The organism is Mycolicibacterium pallens (assembly GCF_019456675.1).
In the GTDB taxonomy this organism is placed as follows: Bacteria; Actinomycetota; Actinomycetes; order Mycobacteriales; family Mycobacteriaceae; genus Mycobacterium; species Mycobacterium crocinum.
In genome coordinates this window covers 2407071-2423096 of the sequence record NZ_CP080333.1, presented here as the reverse complement: position 1 = coordinate 2423096, position 16026 = coordinate 2407071, and the positions used below count along the sequence as shown (strand labels likewise).

General features: G+C 66.3%; 9 protein-coding genes. 5 read left to right on the top strand and 4 right to left on the bottom strand.

Going from position 1 to position 16026, the window contains the following annotated elements:
• The first annotated feature begins 30 nt into the window (after positions 1-30).
• Entirely contained in the window at positions 31-684 is a 654-nt protein-coding gene (gene dosR, locus K0O64_RS11865; protein ID WP_071945632.1) for a hypoxia response regulator transcription factor DosR/DevR, read from the top strand.
• Positions 685-717: 33 nt separating this feature from the next.
• On the opposite strand, the gene K0O64_RS11860 is transcribed toward dosR, so the two are convergent.
• Positions 718-1482 carry a universal stress protein gene (locus K0O64_RS11860; protein WP_071945634.1) on the bottom strand — a complete coding sequence of 255 codons (765 nt, stop codon included), beginning with the start codon at positions 1480-1482 and terminating at the stop codon, positions 718-720.
• Between the two features lie 215 nt (positions 1483-1697).
• Here K0O64_RS11860 and otsB point away from each other — a divergent pair, with 215 nt between their 5' ends.
• The gene (gene otsB / locus K0O64_RS11855; protein WP_071949921.1) at positions 1698-5357 is read left to right on the top strand and encodes a trehalose-phosphatase; all 3660 of its coding nucleotides are present in this window, start codon (positions 1698-1700) and stop codon (positions 5355-5357) included.
• A gap of 45 nt (positions 5358-5402) precedes the next feature.
• Here otsB and K0O64_RS11850 read toward each other — a convergent pair whose 3' ends face one another.
• From K0O64_RS11850 to K0O64_RS11840, 3 genes are read right to left on the bottom strand one after another with little or no spacing between them, the layout of a single operon-like run.
• Positions 5403-6374 (bottom strand): 1-phosphofructokinase family hexose kinase, encoded by a 972-nt coding sequence (locus K0O64_RS11850; protein WP_071945636.1) that lies wholly within the window; start codon positions 6372-6374, stop codon positions 5403-5405.
• Positions 6371-8413: an erythromycin esterase family protein gene (locus K0O64_RS11845; protein ID WP_071945638.1), complete on the bottom strand. Its 2043-nt coding sequence runs from the start codon at positions 8411-8413 to the stop codon at positions 6371-6373. The genes K0O64_RS11850 and K0O64_RS11845 overlap by 4 nt, the downstream gene beginning before the upstream one ends.
• Positions 8414-8451: 38 nt before the next feature.
• Positions 8452-9435: an Acg family FMN-binding oxidoreductase gene (locus tag K0O64_RS11840; RefSeq protein WP_071945640.1), complete on the bottom strand. Its 984-nt coding sequence runs from the start codon at positions 9433-9435 to the stop codon at positions 8452-8454.
• A 187-nt stretch (positions 9436-9622) separates the two neighbouring features.
• On the opposite strand from K0O64_RS11840, the gene K0O64_RS11835 reads away from it, so the two are divergent.
• The 3 genes from K0O64_RS11835 to mgtA are packed head-to-tail and all read left to right on the top strand — an operon-like array spanning position 9623 to position 16020.
• A complete protein-coding gene (locus K0O64_RS11835) occupies positions 9623-11080 on the top strand; it encodes a bifunctional aminoglycoside phosphotransferase/ATP-binding protein (protein ID WP_071945642.1) in 1458 nt (485 codons plus the stop codon).
• A gap of 34 nt (positions 11081-11114) precedes the next feature.
• Complete coding sequence (gene ppsA / locus K0O64_RS11830; protein WP_071945644.1) at positions 11115-13406, top strand: phosphoenolpyruvate synthase; 2292 nt, start codon at positions 11115-11117, stop codon at positions 13404-13406.
• Positions 13384-16020: a magnesium-translocating P-type ATPase gene (mgtA, locus tag K0O64_RS11825; RefSeq protein ID WP_225933695.1), complete on the top strand. Its 2637-nt coding sequence runs from the start codon at positions 13384-13386 to the stop codon at positions 16018-16020. The genes ppsA and mgtA overlap by 23 nt, the downstream gene beginning before the upstream one ends.
• The last annotated feature ends 6 nt before the right edge of the window (positions 16021-16026 follow it).

Here is a 16026-nt window from a genome sequence, read left to right as displayed (position 1 = left end):
CACTGATCACCAGATTATGGAGGACACAACATGGTGAAAGTCTTTCTCGTAGATGATCACGAGGTGGTCCGCCGCGGGCTCATCGACCTCCTGAGTGCGGACCCGGATCTGGAGGTCGTCGGCGAGGCCGGATCAGTCGCCCAGGCGATGGCCCGAATCCCCGCGGCGAAGCCGGACGTCGCAGTGCTCGATGTGCAGTTACCCGATGGCAACGGTGTCGAGCTGTGCCGCGACTTACTCTCTACCCTTGCCGATTTGCGATGTTTGATGCTGACCTCCTACACGTCCGACGAGGCCATGCTGGACGCAGTGCTGGCGGGCGCCAGCGGATACGTGGTCAAAGACATCAAGGGTATGGAACTGGCGCAAGCGATCAAGGACGTCGGCGCAGGCCGCTCGCTGCTCGACAACAGGGCTGCCGCGGCGTTGATGGCCAAGTTGCGTGGCACGACGAAGCGATCCGACCCGCTGTCGGACTTGACCGATCAGGAACGCACCTTGCTGAATCTGCTCGGCGAGGGCCTGACCAACAAACAGATCGCCGACCGTATGTTCCTCACCGAGAAGACCGTCAAGAATTATGTCTCGCGGCTCCTTGCGAAGCTCGGGATGGAGCGACGCACGCAGGCCGCAGTCTTCGTCGCCAAACTGGACCAACCCAGCCACGAGCACAGCAGGTACTGACTTCGGCCGGCCGACATGGCCGCCCCGCACAGTTCAGCGCCGTACCAACAGGACCGAGCAGTCCGGATACCCCAGGATGGGATGACAGTTCGGCACACTGAGCGAGGCGATGGTGTCGGCATCCGATCGTCCAACGACCGCGAGACCGATATGTCCGTCTCCCGAATTCCGGTCGTGCTCGCCACCCCAACCGGTGCCGGCCGGGACCGTCTCCACGTGAACGTCGGGATACCGCCGGATCCAGCTGTCCACCCGCCGATCGATCTGGCGCACGGTCGCTTCGCGCAACCGCCCCTCCTCCATGGCCAGATGCACCACATCATCGTTGTCGGCCTCGTCGGAGAGCACCACCGACACCACTCCCCCGACGCGTGCGCTGCCGTCGTCACGACTGCGGATGATGGCCACCGGACATCGCGCGTATGCGGCCAGGTGGCTGGCTGTCTCACCGAAGAGTCGTCCCCCTGCGCAATGCGGCGGCCGTGCGCCGATACACACCATGGAGGCGTTGGCCGACTCACGTTCAAGCGCAGTCCCCGGGGGTCCGACGACGATCGCCGTCTCGATGAGCAGAGTGGGGTGCATACTTTTGGCGACGTCGTAGGCGTCCACAAGAGCGGCGTCACACTCGCCGGCGGCGTCGCCGCGCGGGGCGCTGCGCACCGCCCGCACCAGCCGCAGCGTCACCCCGCGGGTGACGGCCTCGGCCACCGCCCAGCTGACCGCATTGAGCGACCATCGGGAGCCATCGACACCCACTACGACGGCACCAGGCAGTTCAACGGCGTGAACGACCATGCTTGCGCACGCTACCGATCGGAAGACCACGTGCGCGAGAGTCTTTCGTCGTCCGATAACACCGCTCCCGCATCCGCGTCGAAGCCGCGCGGAGGACTTTGTCCTCTAACCGAACTTTCCTGGCGACGAGACGATGGTCATCCGTGGAAGAAACGAGGTAATGCCCCGTGGCCGAAGGATTTCCGATCACCATCGATCGCCGCTACCACGATGCGATGCTGTTCAACCTCGACTGCGTTCTCGCCGGTCATGCTGGGCGGCCACACAACGCCGAGGCTGTCCCCACCACCGTGATCGCCCTGCTCCGCGAGCTCCGTGATCTGGGCGTCGGCACCGGCGCCTACTCGACCAGCTCGGACTGCGCCGAACTGCTGCGAACAACAGGGTTGTCTGATTGGTTTTCCGTGCACGCGGACGGCATCCTCGTCGCGGCACCGGGCGAAGCCGGCGCGCCGAACCCCGCGCCGCTCCTCGAGGTAGCCCGGCGGCTCGGTGCTCGGCCCGAGCGATGCGTGGTGGTCGACGACACCTGCACCACGATCGCAGCAGCCCGGGCCGGCGGGTTCGCGATGATCGTGGGTACCGCGCGGTTCGATCACACAGCAGAACAGTTGGCCGCCGGAGCGGATGTCGTGGCCGGAGATCTCGCTGATTTCGAACTGCGCACGGGTGACCAGCGGGTCTCGGCGCTCCCTCACGCGCTGCGCAGCATCGCTCAAATCGAGTCAGTGCTCCGTGGGCGCTCGCCGGCCTTCTTCCTCGACTTCGACGGCACGGTGTCCGACATCGTCGACGACCCCGCCGCCGCGACGCTGACGAACGGTGTGGCGCACGCCTTGACTGCGCTGAGTGGCGTGTGTCCGGTGGCGATCGTCAGCGGCCGTGCCTTGAGCGACATCCGTTCGAGGGTGGGCCTTCCCGGGCTGTGGTATGCGGGGACGCACGGTACGGAGCTTCTCGGTCCCGACGGCCAGATGTATCGCCATCCCATCGCCGACGAATCCGTGAGTCTCTTGCGGAAAGCGACTGAGGATTTGGCCGCCGTGCTCGAGTCGATCCACGGCGTCGCGATCGAAGACAAGCAGCTGTCGGTGGCCGTGCATTTCCGCATGGCGGCGCCGGAGCGAGTGCCCGACGTTCTCGCGGCAGTTCAGTCCGCCGGCCGACGCCATAACCTGCAGGTCACACACGGCCGGAAAGTGATCGAACTTCACCCGCGCGGCAAGTGGGACAAGGGCGACGCGGTCAACTGGATCATCGATCACCTTGATGCACCCAACGCAATCCTGCCGGTTTACCTGGGCGACGACCTCACCGACGAAGATGCCTTCGAAGCCATCAAACACAACGGCGTCGGGGTCCTCGTCCGGCACAACGAGGACGGCGATCGTTGCAGCGCAGCGGATTTCGCTGTCAATTCTCCTCACGAGACAAGCCTTCTGCTGAAGCGCCTGGTCGGCGAGCTGGCACCTGAGGCAGCACAAGACGCCGACGGTTGGGCGCTCGTCTATGACACCTATGAACCCGAAAACGAGCGTCTCCGTGAGGCTCTGTGCGCCGTCGGAAACGGCTATCTGGTGACCCGTGCGAGCGCAACCGAAGCGCGCCGGGGACCACTGCACTACGCGGGTACCTACGTGGCCGGCGTGTACAACCGCCTGACCGACGTGATCCGCGATGTGAGCATCAGCAACGAGAGCATCGTCAACCTGCCCAACTGGATTCCCCTGACGTTTCGCATCGACGACGGCCCCTGGTTCGACATCGACGGTGTCGACGTGGTGTCTTACCGGCAGACGATGGACATCAAGCATGCAGAATCGTTGCGCGAGTTACGCTTTCGCGACAGTGCGGGGCGGTGCACGTTGCTGACCCAACGGCGCTTCGCGTCCATGCACGATCCTCATGTGTGCGCGTTGCAGACAACGCTGGTCGCCGAGAACTGGTCGGGCACCATCGACATACGCTCGACGATCGACGCCACCGTCACCAACTGCGGAGTTCCGCGCTACGAGTCGCTGTCGGGGCAGCACCTCGGCGGCATCGCCATCAGTGAATTGGGCCAAGGATCCGTTCTGGTCGACGCCATGACGGTCCAATCGCGAATCCCGGTCGCCGTGGCGACCCATACCAGCGTGCGGTGCGGTGAGCGGCCCGCAACCGCGACCTATCACTTTCGCGATCAGGCCGACTCCGCCGGACACGACATCACCACCGACGTGGTCGTCGGCCAGCCGGTGACCGTGGACAAGGTCGCCGTCGTGTTCACCGGCCATGATCGAGCGATTTCGGTGCCCAGCGAGGCGGCGACGAATCGGCTGACGGAATTGGGTTCCTACGCCCAACTCTTCGACACACACAGTGCCATGTGGTTGCAGCTGTGGCGGAAGTTCGACTTCTCGATCGGAGGGTCGGCGCAGTCCGACCAACAAATTCTGCGGCTGCACATCATGCATCTGCTGCAGTCGGTTTCGGGCTACACCGCCGATCTCGATGCCGGCGCACCAGCACGCGGACTGCACGGCGAGGCCTATCGGGGGCACATCTTCTGGGACGCGATGTTCATCGCGCCACTACTCACGCTTCGCGTGCCGCAGATATCGCGATCCATGTTGGGCTACCGGAGCCGGCGACTTCCGGAGGCCCGCCGCGCCGCGCGTGCCGCGGGGTACGAAGGCGCGATGTACCCCTGGCAATCCGGCAGCGACGGGCGCGAGGAAAGCCAGCAGATGCATCTCAATCCGATGTCCGGACGGTGGCAGCCGGACAGCAGCCACCTCGCGCACCACATCGGCTCGGCCATCGCCTACAACGTCTGGCAGTACTACCAGATCACCGGCGACCGTCAGTACTTGATCGACCAGGGTGCCGAACTTTTGGTGGAGATCGCCCGGTTCTGGGCCAGTCGCGCTCGATACGACAGCGACCGAGGCCGCTTCGTCATCGACGGTGTGATCGGTCCTGACGAATTTCACTCCGGATATCCCGACCGTCCGCACAGCGGGGTCGACAACAACGCCTACACCAATGTGATGGCGGTGTGGGTGATTCTGCGCGCCCTCGAGGTCCTGCAGAAGCTGCCGTTACCCGATCGGCTCGATCTTCTCGATCGGTTGAATGTCTCCAGAGCTGAACTCGCACAGTGGGAATCGGTCAGCCGCCGGATGTATGTGCCCTTCCATGATGGAGTGATCAGCCAGTTCGAGGGCTACGACGACCTCGAGGAACTCGACTGGGCGGCCTACCGCAAGCGTTACACCGACGTCGGCCGGCTGGACCGGATCCTCGAAGCGGAGAATGACGACGTCAATCGGTACAAGGCGAGCAAGCAGGCCGACGTCCTCATGCTGTTCTACCTGCTGTCCGCCGACGAGTTGCGGCAACTGTTGGCCCACTTGGGTTATCAGTTCCTACCGCACCAAATTCCACGAACGATCGATTACTACACCTCGCGGACCTCGCACGGATCCACGTTGAGCGCAGTCGTGCACGCCTGGGTGTCAGCACGAGGCAACCGCGAACAAGCCCTGCAGTATTTTCGGCAGGTGCTGCGATCGGACATCGCCGACGTCCAAGGCGGTTCCACGGCGGAGGGCGTTCATCTGGCCGCCATGGCGGGAAGTATCGACTTGCTGCAGCGGTGCTTCACCGGCCTGGAAACCCGCGGCGACCGGTTGGTGCTGGGGCCGATGTGGCCTGAGAATGACGGTCCGCTGAGTTGCTCACTGTGGTATCGCGGGCATCGGTTGCATCTCGTCATCAATGGCCGCAAAGCTGACGTCACCGCCGACCCGACGGGGGCGCCGACGATCGAAGTGGAATGCCGTGGCCGCATTCATCGCCTTGCCTCAGGGCAGACCATTCACATCACGTGAGCCGGGGCCGGCCCCGAGCGCGACGAGGTGAAGCCGAAAGCGCGCTCAGAGGCCGGATTCACTGCACTCGGCGACCGCCGCCGTCGCAGCTTCGACGCGGCCGAGGTAGCGCTCCACCACATCCTTGTCGATCGCCGACGTACCGGCCGTCTGCAGCTTCGCGGTGGCAGCGGCGATGCCGTAGCGGACCGCGGCATCCATCTCCCACCCACGAGACAGCGCGACAACGATCCCGGCGACCATCGCATCTCCGGCGCCGACCCCGCTGACGGTGGGAACGGCGATGGAGGCGAAGCGACAGCTCTGCTCCCCCGTCACGAGCAACGCGCCGTCGGCGCCGAGCGACACCACGATCACCTCCGCGACGCCGCGGTCGATCAACTCCCGAGCGGCATCGATCTGTTCGTCCTCGGTCACCAGTTGCCGGCCCACGCACTCCCGCAACTCGCGCACACTCGGTTTCAGGAGAAATACGCCCGATGTGATGTGCCGCAAGCCTCCACCGGAGGTGTCGAGTATCAGGCGGGTGTTGTGCCGGCGGCACAGATCGGCCACCCGCTGATAGAAGTCCGTCGGGGCGCCGGGCGGCAAGCTGCCGCTCGCGACCACGAAGTCGGCTCCCGCTGCGACAGTTCCGAGTATCTCGAGGCAGCGCGACTGTTCCTCGGCCGTGAGCACAGGGCCGGGCAGCACGAACCGGTACTGCCGGCCCGTCGAGCTTTCGTTGACGGTGAAGCTCTGCCTGGTGACGCCTTGCACCGCGACGACGGTGCTCGGCACCCGTGCGGCGTCGAGGAGCTCCACGAGGTGGGCCCCGATCGGACCACCCGAGGTGAGCACGGCACAGACGTCGGCACCGAGTGCGCACGCGAAGCGGGCAACGTTGACTCCACCACCGCCCGCGTCGTAAGTCTCGGTGTGACACCGGATCTTGTCGGTGGGCATGACACGCTCTGCTTCGGCGGTCACGTCCAGTGCCGGATTCATCGTCAGGGTGACGATCGACGGCCCGTTCACAGGCCGGTCGGATAGGTCTCGGGGGTCTCGCCTTCAACCCAGACACTGTTGCGTTCCAACGGTTGCAGGGCGGTCGTGCGATCGATGTGAATGATGGCGTCGAACTGCTCACCCGGCCGGACGTGGTAGTAGTGACTCTGCCGTTCGGTCGCGGGTTGATAGATGACCCCGATCGCGCGACCGAGACGAACAGTGTCCAGTGGTTCGGCCGCTTCTCGACTGAGCAGGGCCGACACCAGGAACTCTGGACGGTCGACCTCGTGCAGCAGTTCCTCGATGCTGCCGTTGAGCGCCGGCCGGACCACCTTCCGCTCGGCCACGGCACCCCATTCGCTGGCGGCAGTGACCGTGCCCGAGTAGGTGGTGAATCCGATCAACACGGCCTGCTCGCCATAGCCCTCCCGGACCAGCTGGCCCAGCGTCAACTGCCCGTCGGCACCCACCTCGGTGGCCCGGGCGTCACCGACATGAGAGTTGTGTGCCCACACCACGATTCGGGCGGGTTCGCCGTCGTGGTGATGCAGGTGGGCACGCAACGCCTTCAAGGTCTGGAACATGTGCTGGTCCCGCAGATTCCACGAGGAGACCCGGCTACCGAACATCGACCGGTAATAGACCTCGGCGTTGCGGACGGTCTGCGCATTCTGCTGCGCGTAGAACAGTTCGTCTTCGGCGAGGAGTCCGTCACGGCGCGCATACTGCAGACCGGTGCGCTGCAGTTCGACCAATTGGTCGACAACCTGTCGCTCGCAGGACATCCCGGCGCCGAACGCGGCGGCGAATCCGTAGGCCTGACCGTCGTCGGCACCGGCGTGATCGAAACAGGCGTAGCGTTCTCGAGCCCGCTGCGCCGCATCGGGGTCCACGTTCTCCAGGTAGTCGATGACCTCCTGCATCGACCGATGCAGGCTGTAGAGATCGAGACCGTAGAACCCCGCCTCACGTCGCCCGTCGGCGCGGCACTGCGCGTTGTGGGTGCGCAGCCAGCCCGCGAAATCCCGGACGGTCGTGTTGCGCCACATCCAGGCCGGGAAGCGCTCGAATCCTTTCAGCGCGTCGTCGGCCGACGCATCGTCGCCGCGCCCGCGGACATACCGATTCACCCGGTACGCGTCGGGCCAGTCGGCCTCGGCGGCCACCGCACAGAAGCCCTTTTCTTCGATCAACCACTTCGTGATCTCCGCTCGTGCCTCATAGAACTCGCGAGTGCCGTGCGAACTCTCACCGATCAGCACGACTCGCGCATCGCCGACGATCTCCTCGAGCGCCTCTCGCGGAGGCACGCCCGAGGGCGCATCGACTGCACAGCGGCCGATCACCTCCGCGGGCGTCTCCGCGATGCGCAGCCGTGCGGTGCCGATACCGACCGTCGGAGTGGCAAGCAGTTCCCGAACTTCGTCGTCGGTGACCTGCTCGAAGTTCCAGAACGACTCCCCTACGGCCAGGAACGGAGTGGGCATCGATGCGCAGACGAGATCGTCGACCAGGCCGGCGAATTCGCGGCAGGTGGATTGCGGCGCGGCGGGAACGGCGATCACGATCTCCGCCGGGTCCATCTCCCGCAATGCCTGGACGGCGGCGAGCATGCTGGCGCCGGTGGCCAGGCCGTCGTCGACGAGGATCACCGTCTTGCCCGCCAGGTCCAGCGGCGGGCGCCCGCCACGGTAGGCAGCTTCACGCCGGACCAGCTCGCGGGCCTCCCGCTCGGTGGCGTCGCGCAAGTCCTGAGTCGTCACCCGCAGGGCCCGAATGACGTCGTCATTGACCACCACCCGCCCGCCGGAAGCCAACGCACCCATGGCGAACTCGGCGTGCCCCGGTGCGCCCAGCTTGCGCACGATGAACGTGTCCAGTGGAGCCCCCAGCGCCGCGGCGACCTCCCATGCCACCGGCACGCCGCCGCGGGCCAGACCCAGCACCACGAGGCCGGCGCGACCGCGATAGCCATCCAACAGGTGCGCCAGAACGCGGCCGGCTTCCCGACGATCACGGAAGATCCGCCGCGGATGCTGCTGCGGTGTCGTTCGCGCCGTGGTCATGAGTTACTCCGTTCCTTGGTCGGTGCGTTCCCGGGCAGTCATCCGCGAAACTCGAGCACGTCCCGCAACGGCCGGCGCGGGGTGACCGGGGGTGACTGCGTGATCACCGGTGCCAACCCGATACGGATCAGCAGTTGCGGATTGTCTTCGGCACCGGTCAGCGCGCGGACCACGTCACGACTGGCCTCCAACTCGGTGAGATGGGTCAGCGTGCACGTGGCCAAGCCGGCCTCGGTGGCCTCCAGCAGCACGTCGGAGAGCACCTCTCCGCAGTCCAGAGCGGCACGTCGCGAATCCTCGTAGGTCGAGAGCACCACGATCGTGGACTGGTCGTGGGAGACCTCCGGGCGCCGGTCGGGGTGTTCGGTCGCCGGGAAGACGCGGGCCACGTCGACCCGATCGCGCTCGGCGACCGACACCAGGCTGCTGTAGGGGACGCCGTCGGACACCTCGTACGGCGCTGTCCACCAGGCCAATTCGGCGTGATAGGAAGCGTCGTAGCGGCGCAGCGACTCGGTCAGGCGGGACGCCTCGGCCAGTTGCGGACGCAGCGAGTCGGGCAATACCCGCAGCGTGACCCCATCGGTGTCGATCGTGCTGCGCAGTACCGCCTCGAACGACGTCCAATCCGGTGGTGGCGCCAGCGGTAGCCGGTCCGTGCGCCGGGCCAGGATCGCATCGGCGCGCCTGCGCACGGCATCAGTGACGAACTCCAGCGCACTGAAGTCGACCGTCGCAAGATGGTCGGGTTCGTTGGGATTGGGAAACTTCGAGATGATCGCCTGCCAGCCTGCGGCGGCGACGGCCACCCGGAGATGGTCGAGGACGGCGCCGCAGCTGATCACGGCCTCCCGGCCGGACAGATCGGTGGCGTGCGGCACCCGGCTGGCATCGAGAAACAGTTTCAGCGAAGGCCCTTCGGCAACCCACTGCCACGGCTGACTGTTGTGCACCGAGGGTGCCCGGCACGCCAACTCCACCGCGTTCGCGATCACCTGGGGATCGAGCGCCGACATGGCCATGGGAAATCACCGCCTTCTGTCTGAATTGACCCTATGTCTGCGCACCCCGCCTGCCAGGGGTCGGAAGTCATCTCGATGGGGACCTAGCTTCAAGGCCTTTGTGCTCTCGAGGTAAGGACCTTGCACCCGCAGGGAGTGGCCGGAGTACCGCTGTGTGCGGGACGTGGGTCAGGCGAGGATCGACGGTATGGGATGGCACCCGCGGATCGCTGAAACGCACACGGGAATGGTGTTCTTGGTCGGTGACCGGGCGTACAAGATCAAGAAGCCGGTCCTCACCGATTTCCTCGACTTCTCCACCGTCGAGCGCCGCGAGTCCGCGTGCGCCGACGAGGTGGCGCTGAACCGCCGCCTGGCACCCGACAGTTACCTCGGCGTCGCCCACTTCACCGACGCCGACGGGGTCGCCGAACCGGTGATCGTCATGCGTCGCCACCCCGACGAGCTGCGACTGGCGACGATGGTGATCCGCGACGAACCGGTCGAGGATCACCTGGCCGCGGTGGCGGTGATACTCGCGCGATTCCATGCTGAGGCGGCGCGGAGCCGGGAGGTGGACGCCCAGGGCCGGGTCGACGCGATCGCCGCGCGCTGGCAGGAGAACCTGGTCGAGCTGCAGCGCTACGCCGAGCGCGGGGACGCCGGAATCGACGCCGATATGGTCGCCGAAATCGAGCGACTGTCAACGCAATTCATCACAGGCCGGTCGGTCATGTTCGCCCGCCGCATCAGCGACCACAAGATCGTCGACGGCCACGCCGACCTGCGGGCCGACGACATCTTCTGCCTGCCGGACGGTCCGGCCCTACTGGACTGCCTCGAGTTCGACGATTGCCTGCGCTACGTCGACGTCGTCGACGACGCGGCGTTCCTGGCGATGGATCTGGAGTTCCTCGGCCGCACTGATCTAACGGAGATGTTTAAGCGTCGCTACGTGAAGTCATCGGGCGACGATGCCCCGGACTCGCTGTGGCACTTTTACATTGCCTACCGCGCGGTCGTGCGCGCCAAGGTCGACTGCATCCGCCACGAGCAGCAGGACGAAGGTGCAGTCGCCGATGCACGGCGCCATCTGGCGATCGCGCGTGACCACTTGCGCGCGGGAGCGGTGCGACTGATCCTGGTCGGGGGCGGCCCCGGCACCGGCAAGACCACGTTGTCGCGGGCCCTGGCAGAAGAAATCGGCGCACAGGTGATCTCCACTGACGACGTGCGCGCCGAGATGGTGCGACTTGGCGAGATTGCCGGCACACCAGGGGTTCTCGACGAGGGGCTCTACACCGGCGAGAACATCGACGCAGTGTACGACGGTGTGTTGCGCCGGGCCCATCTGAGCCTGTGCGAAGGGCGAAGCGTCGTCCTCGACGGAACCTGGCAGGATCCCCGCCACCGCGCGCTGGCCCGGAGCATGGCCGCCGACAGCGGCGCGGTGGAAATCGAGTTCGCCTGCACCGCACCCCTGGATGCCACCGTCGCCCGCGTCAAAGACCGGGTGCAGACCACGTCGCAGGTGACACCCGAGATCACGGTCGCCCTGGCCGATCGCGGCGACGACGTCTGGCCAGACGCGCACCCCATCGATACCACCGGCCCGCAGGCCGATTCCCTGGCACAGGCCAAGGAAATCTGCGCGCTGGCCCTATAACTCAGTCCCGCAGAACAATTGGAGGCGATCCCCGATGCCGAACCGCTACGTCGAAGACATCAGCAACCTGAGTATGAGCGACGCGGAGGAAGCCGGCGGTAAGGGCGCCAACCTCGGCGAGATGGTGGCTGCGGCGCTGCCGGTACCACCGGGTTTCGTGCTGCTGCGCGACTGCTACCGGGCCTCGATGACCGCCGGCGGCGTCGCCGACGAGCTCAACGCCGCCCACCGCGCCGCGTTGGCCGACGTCCGGCCCGAGGAGCTCACCGACATGTGCCATCGCATGCAGGCTCTGGTGGCCAAGGCGGGCATGTCCGACGAGGTTCGCGAACCCGTGCTGGCCGCCTACCGTCGGCTCGGCCCGGACGCTGTGGTGGCGGTGCGCTCGTCGGCGACCGGTGAAGACGGCCGGGATGCGTCCTTCGCGGGGATGAATGCCACCATCACCAATGTCAGCTCCGAGCAACAACTCCTCGATGCGGTGCAGGAATGCTGGGCGTCGCTGTTCAGCCCGCGCGTGGTCACCTATCGCGCCAGCCGCAAGTTCACCGGCGACCCGGCCATGGCCGTCGTCGTGCAGACCATGATTCCGTCCGAGCGCGCCGGCGTCGCCTTCACCGCCGACCCGACAACGGGTGCACGGGACCGCGTCGTCGTCGAAGCCGCCTTCGGCCAAGGCGAGGTGGTGGTGTCGGGATCCGTGGAGCCCGATACCTATGTGGTCGCAAAGGACACCGGCGAGATCGTCTCGCAGCGCCTGGGGAACAAGGCGATCAAGATCGTCCGCGGTGCCGACGGTCGGGACCAGCAGATCACATTGCCCGAAGCCGAAGCCCGAGCGCAGGTGCTCACCGATCGGGAGCTGCGCGACATCGTGGCAATGGCGATCGCGAGCGGACGGCACAGCGGCTGTCCGCAGGACACCGAGTGGGCGATCGCGGCGGGCAAGATCTGGATGTTGCAGACCCGGCCGATCACCACCCTGCACCCGGCCACCACGTCGAGTTCGGAAGGCCACGAGGTGATCGCGCGCGGACTGCCCGCCGCCCCGGGTCTGGCCACGGGCGCGGTCCGGGTGCTGAGCAACCCCGCCGAGGGCAGCGCGCTGGTCGACGGCGAGGTGCTGGTGGCCAAGATGACCAACCCGGACTGGTTGCCGACCATGCGCCGCGCCTCGGCGCTGGTGACCGACACGGGCGGGATGACCTGTCACGCCGCCATCGTTGCCCGCGAACTGGGCGTGCCCTGCATCGTCGGCGCGCGCACCGCGACCACGGACCTCAAGGTCGGCACCGTCGTGACGGTCGACGGCACTCACGGTCACGTGCTGGCCGGCCGCGCGGTCGGCGGAGCCCAGAGCACGCCGGTCGTCGAACCGACGGCCGCTGCGGTCACCGCCACGGAAGTCACCGCGACCAAGGTCTACGTCAACCTCGCCATGCCGGACAGCGCTCAACGGGTCGCCGCCCAGGACGTGGACGGCGTCGGACTGCTGCGCGCGGAGTTCATCCTCACCGAGGCACTGTCCAACCGGCATCCGCGTGATCTGATTGCCCGCGGTGAGGGCGAATCACTGGTGAGCTCGCTGGCGAAGGCAGTCGGTCAGATCGCGTCGGCGTTCGCGCCACGGCCGGTCGTCTACCGCGCCACCGACTTCCGCACCAACGAGTTTCGTCATCTGGAGGGCGGCGAGGCGTACGAGCCCGTCGAGCACAACCCGATGATCGGTTACCGCGGTTGCTACCGCTACGTCAAGGAGCCCGACGTCTTCGCCCTCGAGTTGCGGGCGCTGGCACGGGTGCGCGAGCAGTTCCCCAATCTGCACTTGATGATTCCGTTCGTTCGGACGAAGTGGGAACTCGAGGAGTGCCTGTCGCTGGTCGACGCCAGTCCCCTGGGCCGCCAGCGCGGGCTGCACCGGTGGGTGATGGCCGAGGTGCCGTCGGTGGTGCACTGGCTACCGGAGTATGTCGGAATGGGCATCGACGGGGTGTCGATCGGCAGCAACGATCTGACCCAGTTGATGCTCGGCGTCGATCGGGACTCCGATGTGTGCGCGGAACTGTTCGACGAATCGGATGCCGCGGTGCTCGACGCGATCGGGCAGATCATTTCCACCGCCCGTCGATTGGGGATAACCTCTTCGCTGTGCGGTCAAGCACCCTCTACCAAGCCGGCATTCGCCGAACATCTTGTGCGAATGGGCATTACCTCTGTTTCGGTCAACCCCGACGCGGTCGGGCAGGCCCGGCGCACGATCGCCGCGGCCGAGCGACGTCTGCTCCTGGAAGCGGCGCTGGCCGGTGACGGTAACCGTTCCCGATGAGCTGGGTAAATCCCCAGCACTGACCGCCACGGCGGTCGCGGCGGCGCCGCTGGCCGATGTCCTCGACAGCCTGGGAAGCTCTACCGACGGGTTATCCAGCTCCGAAGCGGCCGCCCGGCTGGCGAGGCTCGGGCCGAATTCACTTCGGACGCATCGCGTCAGCGCCTGGGCCGTGCTGCGCAGGCAGCTCAACAATGCCGTGCTGGCCCTGCTGGCGGGAACCGCGGTGTTGTCGTTCTTCCTCGGCGACTCCACCCAGGCCCTGATCATCGGTGTGATCCTGGTGGTCAGCATCGGACTGGGCTTCGTCAACGAATACCGCGCCGAACGGGCAACCGCCGCACTGCATTCCCGAGTGCGTCATCATGCGGTGGTCCGCCGCGACGGTCACTACGCCAAAAAGGACGTCAACGAGCTGGTGCCGGGCGACGTCATCGAACTCACCCTCGGGGAGTTGGTACCCGCCGACGTGCGTCTGATCACCGTGAACGGACTCGAGTGCAACGAAAGCATCCTCACCGGCGAGTCCACCGCCACCGAGAAGTCCATCACCCCAGTGGCTCCCGATGCATCGCTGGCGGACTGTGCCGATCTCGCCTTCATGGGAACTGTGGTGTCCGCCGGAGACGCGACCGCGGTGGTCTATGCCACCGGCCTGGACGCGCAATTCGGTAAGATCGCGGCCGGACTGGGCGAACGGCAACCCGAAACCGACTTCCAGACCGGGCTCCGCCGGTTCTCGTATCTGCTTCTGCACGTGGCGATCACGCTGACGGTGATGATCCTCGCGATCAATCTGCTCCTGCGCCGTCCGGCGATCGACTCGGTACTGTTCGCTCTGGCGATCGCGGTCGGCATCACGCCGCAACTTCTGCCCGCCGTCGTCAGCACCAGCCTGGCCACCGGATCGCGACGCCTGGCCCAGCTCAAGGTTCTGGTCAAGCGGCTGGTGTGCATCGAAGACCTCGGTGACATCGACATCCTCATCACCGACAAGACGGGCACTCTGACCGAGGGCCGGATCACTCTGATCGAGGCCGTCGATACCTCCGGTGCACCCTCGGACGCATTGCTGCGCAAGGGTTTACTCGCTACCGACGTCGACCCCGCGTGCGGCGGCACGAGCGCCAACGAGATGGACGCCGCCCTGTGGGATTCCGACGCCGGGCGGCGGGTGGTCACCAAGGGCGCCCAGCGGGTCGCCGAGCTTCCCTTCGACCACACCCGCCGCGCGACATCAGCTCTCGTCGACGATGCCTGCGGACGGGTGCTGATCGTCAAGGGCGCCCCCGAACAGCTTCTCGTCCACTGCCCGGTCGTGCCGGAACGCGCACAGCATGTGCTGGACGAACTGTTCAGCCAGGGGCGACGTGTGGTGGCGGTCGCCAGCCGGCCCGCGCCCGAGCTCACCGCGATCACCCCCGCGGACGAGGCGGGGCTGACCCTCGACGGCTTCCTGGTCTTCGCCGACCCGCCCAAGGCCGCCGCACGCGAATCGCTGGCGCGGCTGGCCGAGCTGGGCATCGAGGTGAAGGTCGCCACCGGAGACAATGCAGTGGTAGCCGAAAAGGTTTGTGCCGAACTCGGTTTGGCATCCAAGGGGACGGTCTCGGGTGCCGAACTGGCCGGCCTCGATGACGCCGCCTTCGAGTCCACCGTCCGAAACACCAGCGTATTCGCCAGGATCTCCCCCGAACAGAAAGCGCGGTTGATCACCGTTCTGCGGCGTACCGGCCGATCGGTGGGGTTCCTCGGCGACGGCGTCAACGACGCACTGGCGCTGCATGCCGCGGACGTCGGGATCTCGGTCGACACGGCCACCGATGTCGCCAAAGACGCTGCCGACGTTGTGCTTCTGGAGAAGGATCTGGGCGTGCTCGCCACCGGGGTGGCCGAGGGCCGGCGCATCTTCGCCAACACGATCAAATACGTCTTGATGGGCACGTCGAGCAACTTCGGCAACATGTTCTCGGCGGCAGCGGCCTCGGCGGTCCTGACGTTCCTGCCCATGCTGCCCAGCCAGATTCTGTTGAACAACTTGCTGTATGACTCGTCCCAGCTGGCGATCCCCAGCGACCGGGTCGACGAAGAGCAACTGCACGCCCCGTCACATTGGAACATCGCGTTCATCCGGCGGTTCATGCTGACCTTCGGTCCCATCAGCTCACTGTTCGATTTCATGACCTTCGGGCTGATGCTCGGTGTCCTGCACGCCGGGCCGACCGAGTTCCGGACCGGATGGTTCGTGGAGTCGCTAGCCACCCAGACACTGATCATCTTCGCGATACGTACCCGTCGGGTGCCGTTCCTGCGCAGCCGACCCGGCGGCTGGTTGACCGCGGCAACCTTCACCGCCATCACACTCGGTGTCGTACTGACCATCTCGCCGGTGGCCCACGCCCTTGGCTTCACACCCCTGCCGTGGCAGTTCTACGGCGCGCTGGCCCTGCTCACCATCGCGTACCTCGTCCTGGTCGAATTCACCAAGCGAGTGTTCTACGCGGAGCCGATCCACCCGGCCGGCCCACCGCCGCGCGTCCGCGGTCGCGAGCACCGAATCGGCCGCCGGGCTGCACGATTCAGCCACGACGGCCGGCTACCGCAGCCGCACTGATATGGG

What these genes read in the sequence shown, in the direction of transcription:
- dosR (WP_071945632.1), top strand. Translation starts at nt 31, where the DNA reads ATGGTGAAAGTCTTTCTCGTAGATGATCACGAGGTGGTCCGCCGCGGG.
- K0O64_RS11860 (WP_071945634.1), bottom strand. Translation starts at nt 1,482, where the DNA reads ATGGTCGTTCACGCCGTTGAACTGCCTGGTGCCGTCGTAGTGGGTGTC.
- otsB (WP_071949921.1), top strand. Translation starts at nt 1,698, where the DNA reads ATGCTGTTCAACCTCGACTGCGTTCTCGCCGGTCATGCTGGGCGGCCA.
- K0O64_RS11845 (WP_071945638.1), bottom strand. Translation starts at nt 8,413, where the DNA reads ATGACCACGGCGCGAACGACACCGCAGCAGCATCCGCGGCGGATCTTC.
- K0O64_RS11840 (WP_071945640.1), bottom strand. Translation starts at nt 9,435, where the DNA reads ATGGCCATGTCGGCGCTCGATCCCCAGGTGATCGCGAACGCGGTGGAG.
- K0O64_RS11835 (WP_071945642.1), top strand. Translation starts at nt 9,623, where the DNA reads ATGGGATGGCACCCGCGGATCGCTGAAACGCACACGGGAATGGTGTTC.
- ppsA (WP_071945644.1), top strand. Translation starts at nt 11,115, where the DNA reads ATGCCGAACCGCTACGTCGAAGACATCAGCAACCTGAGTATGAGCGAC.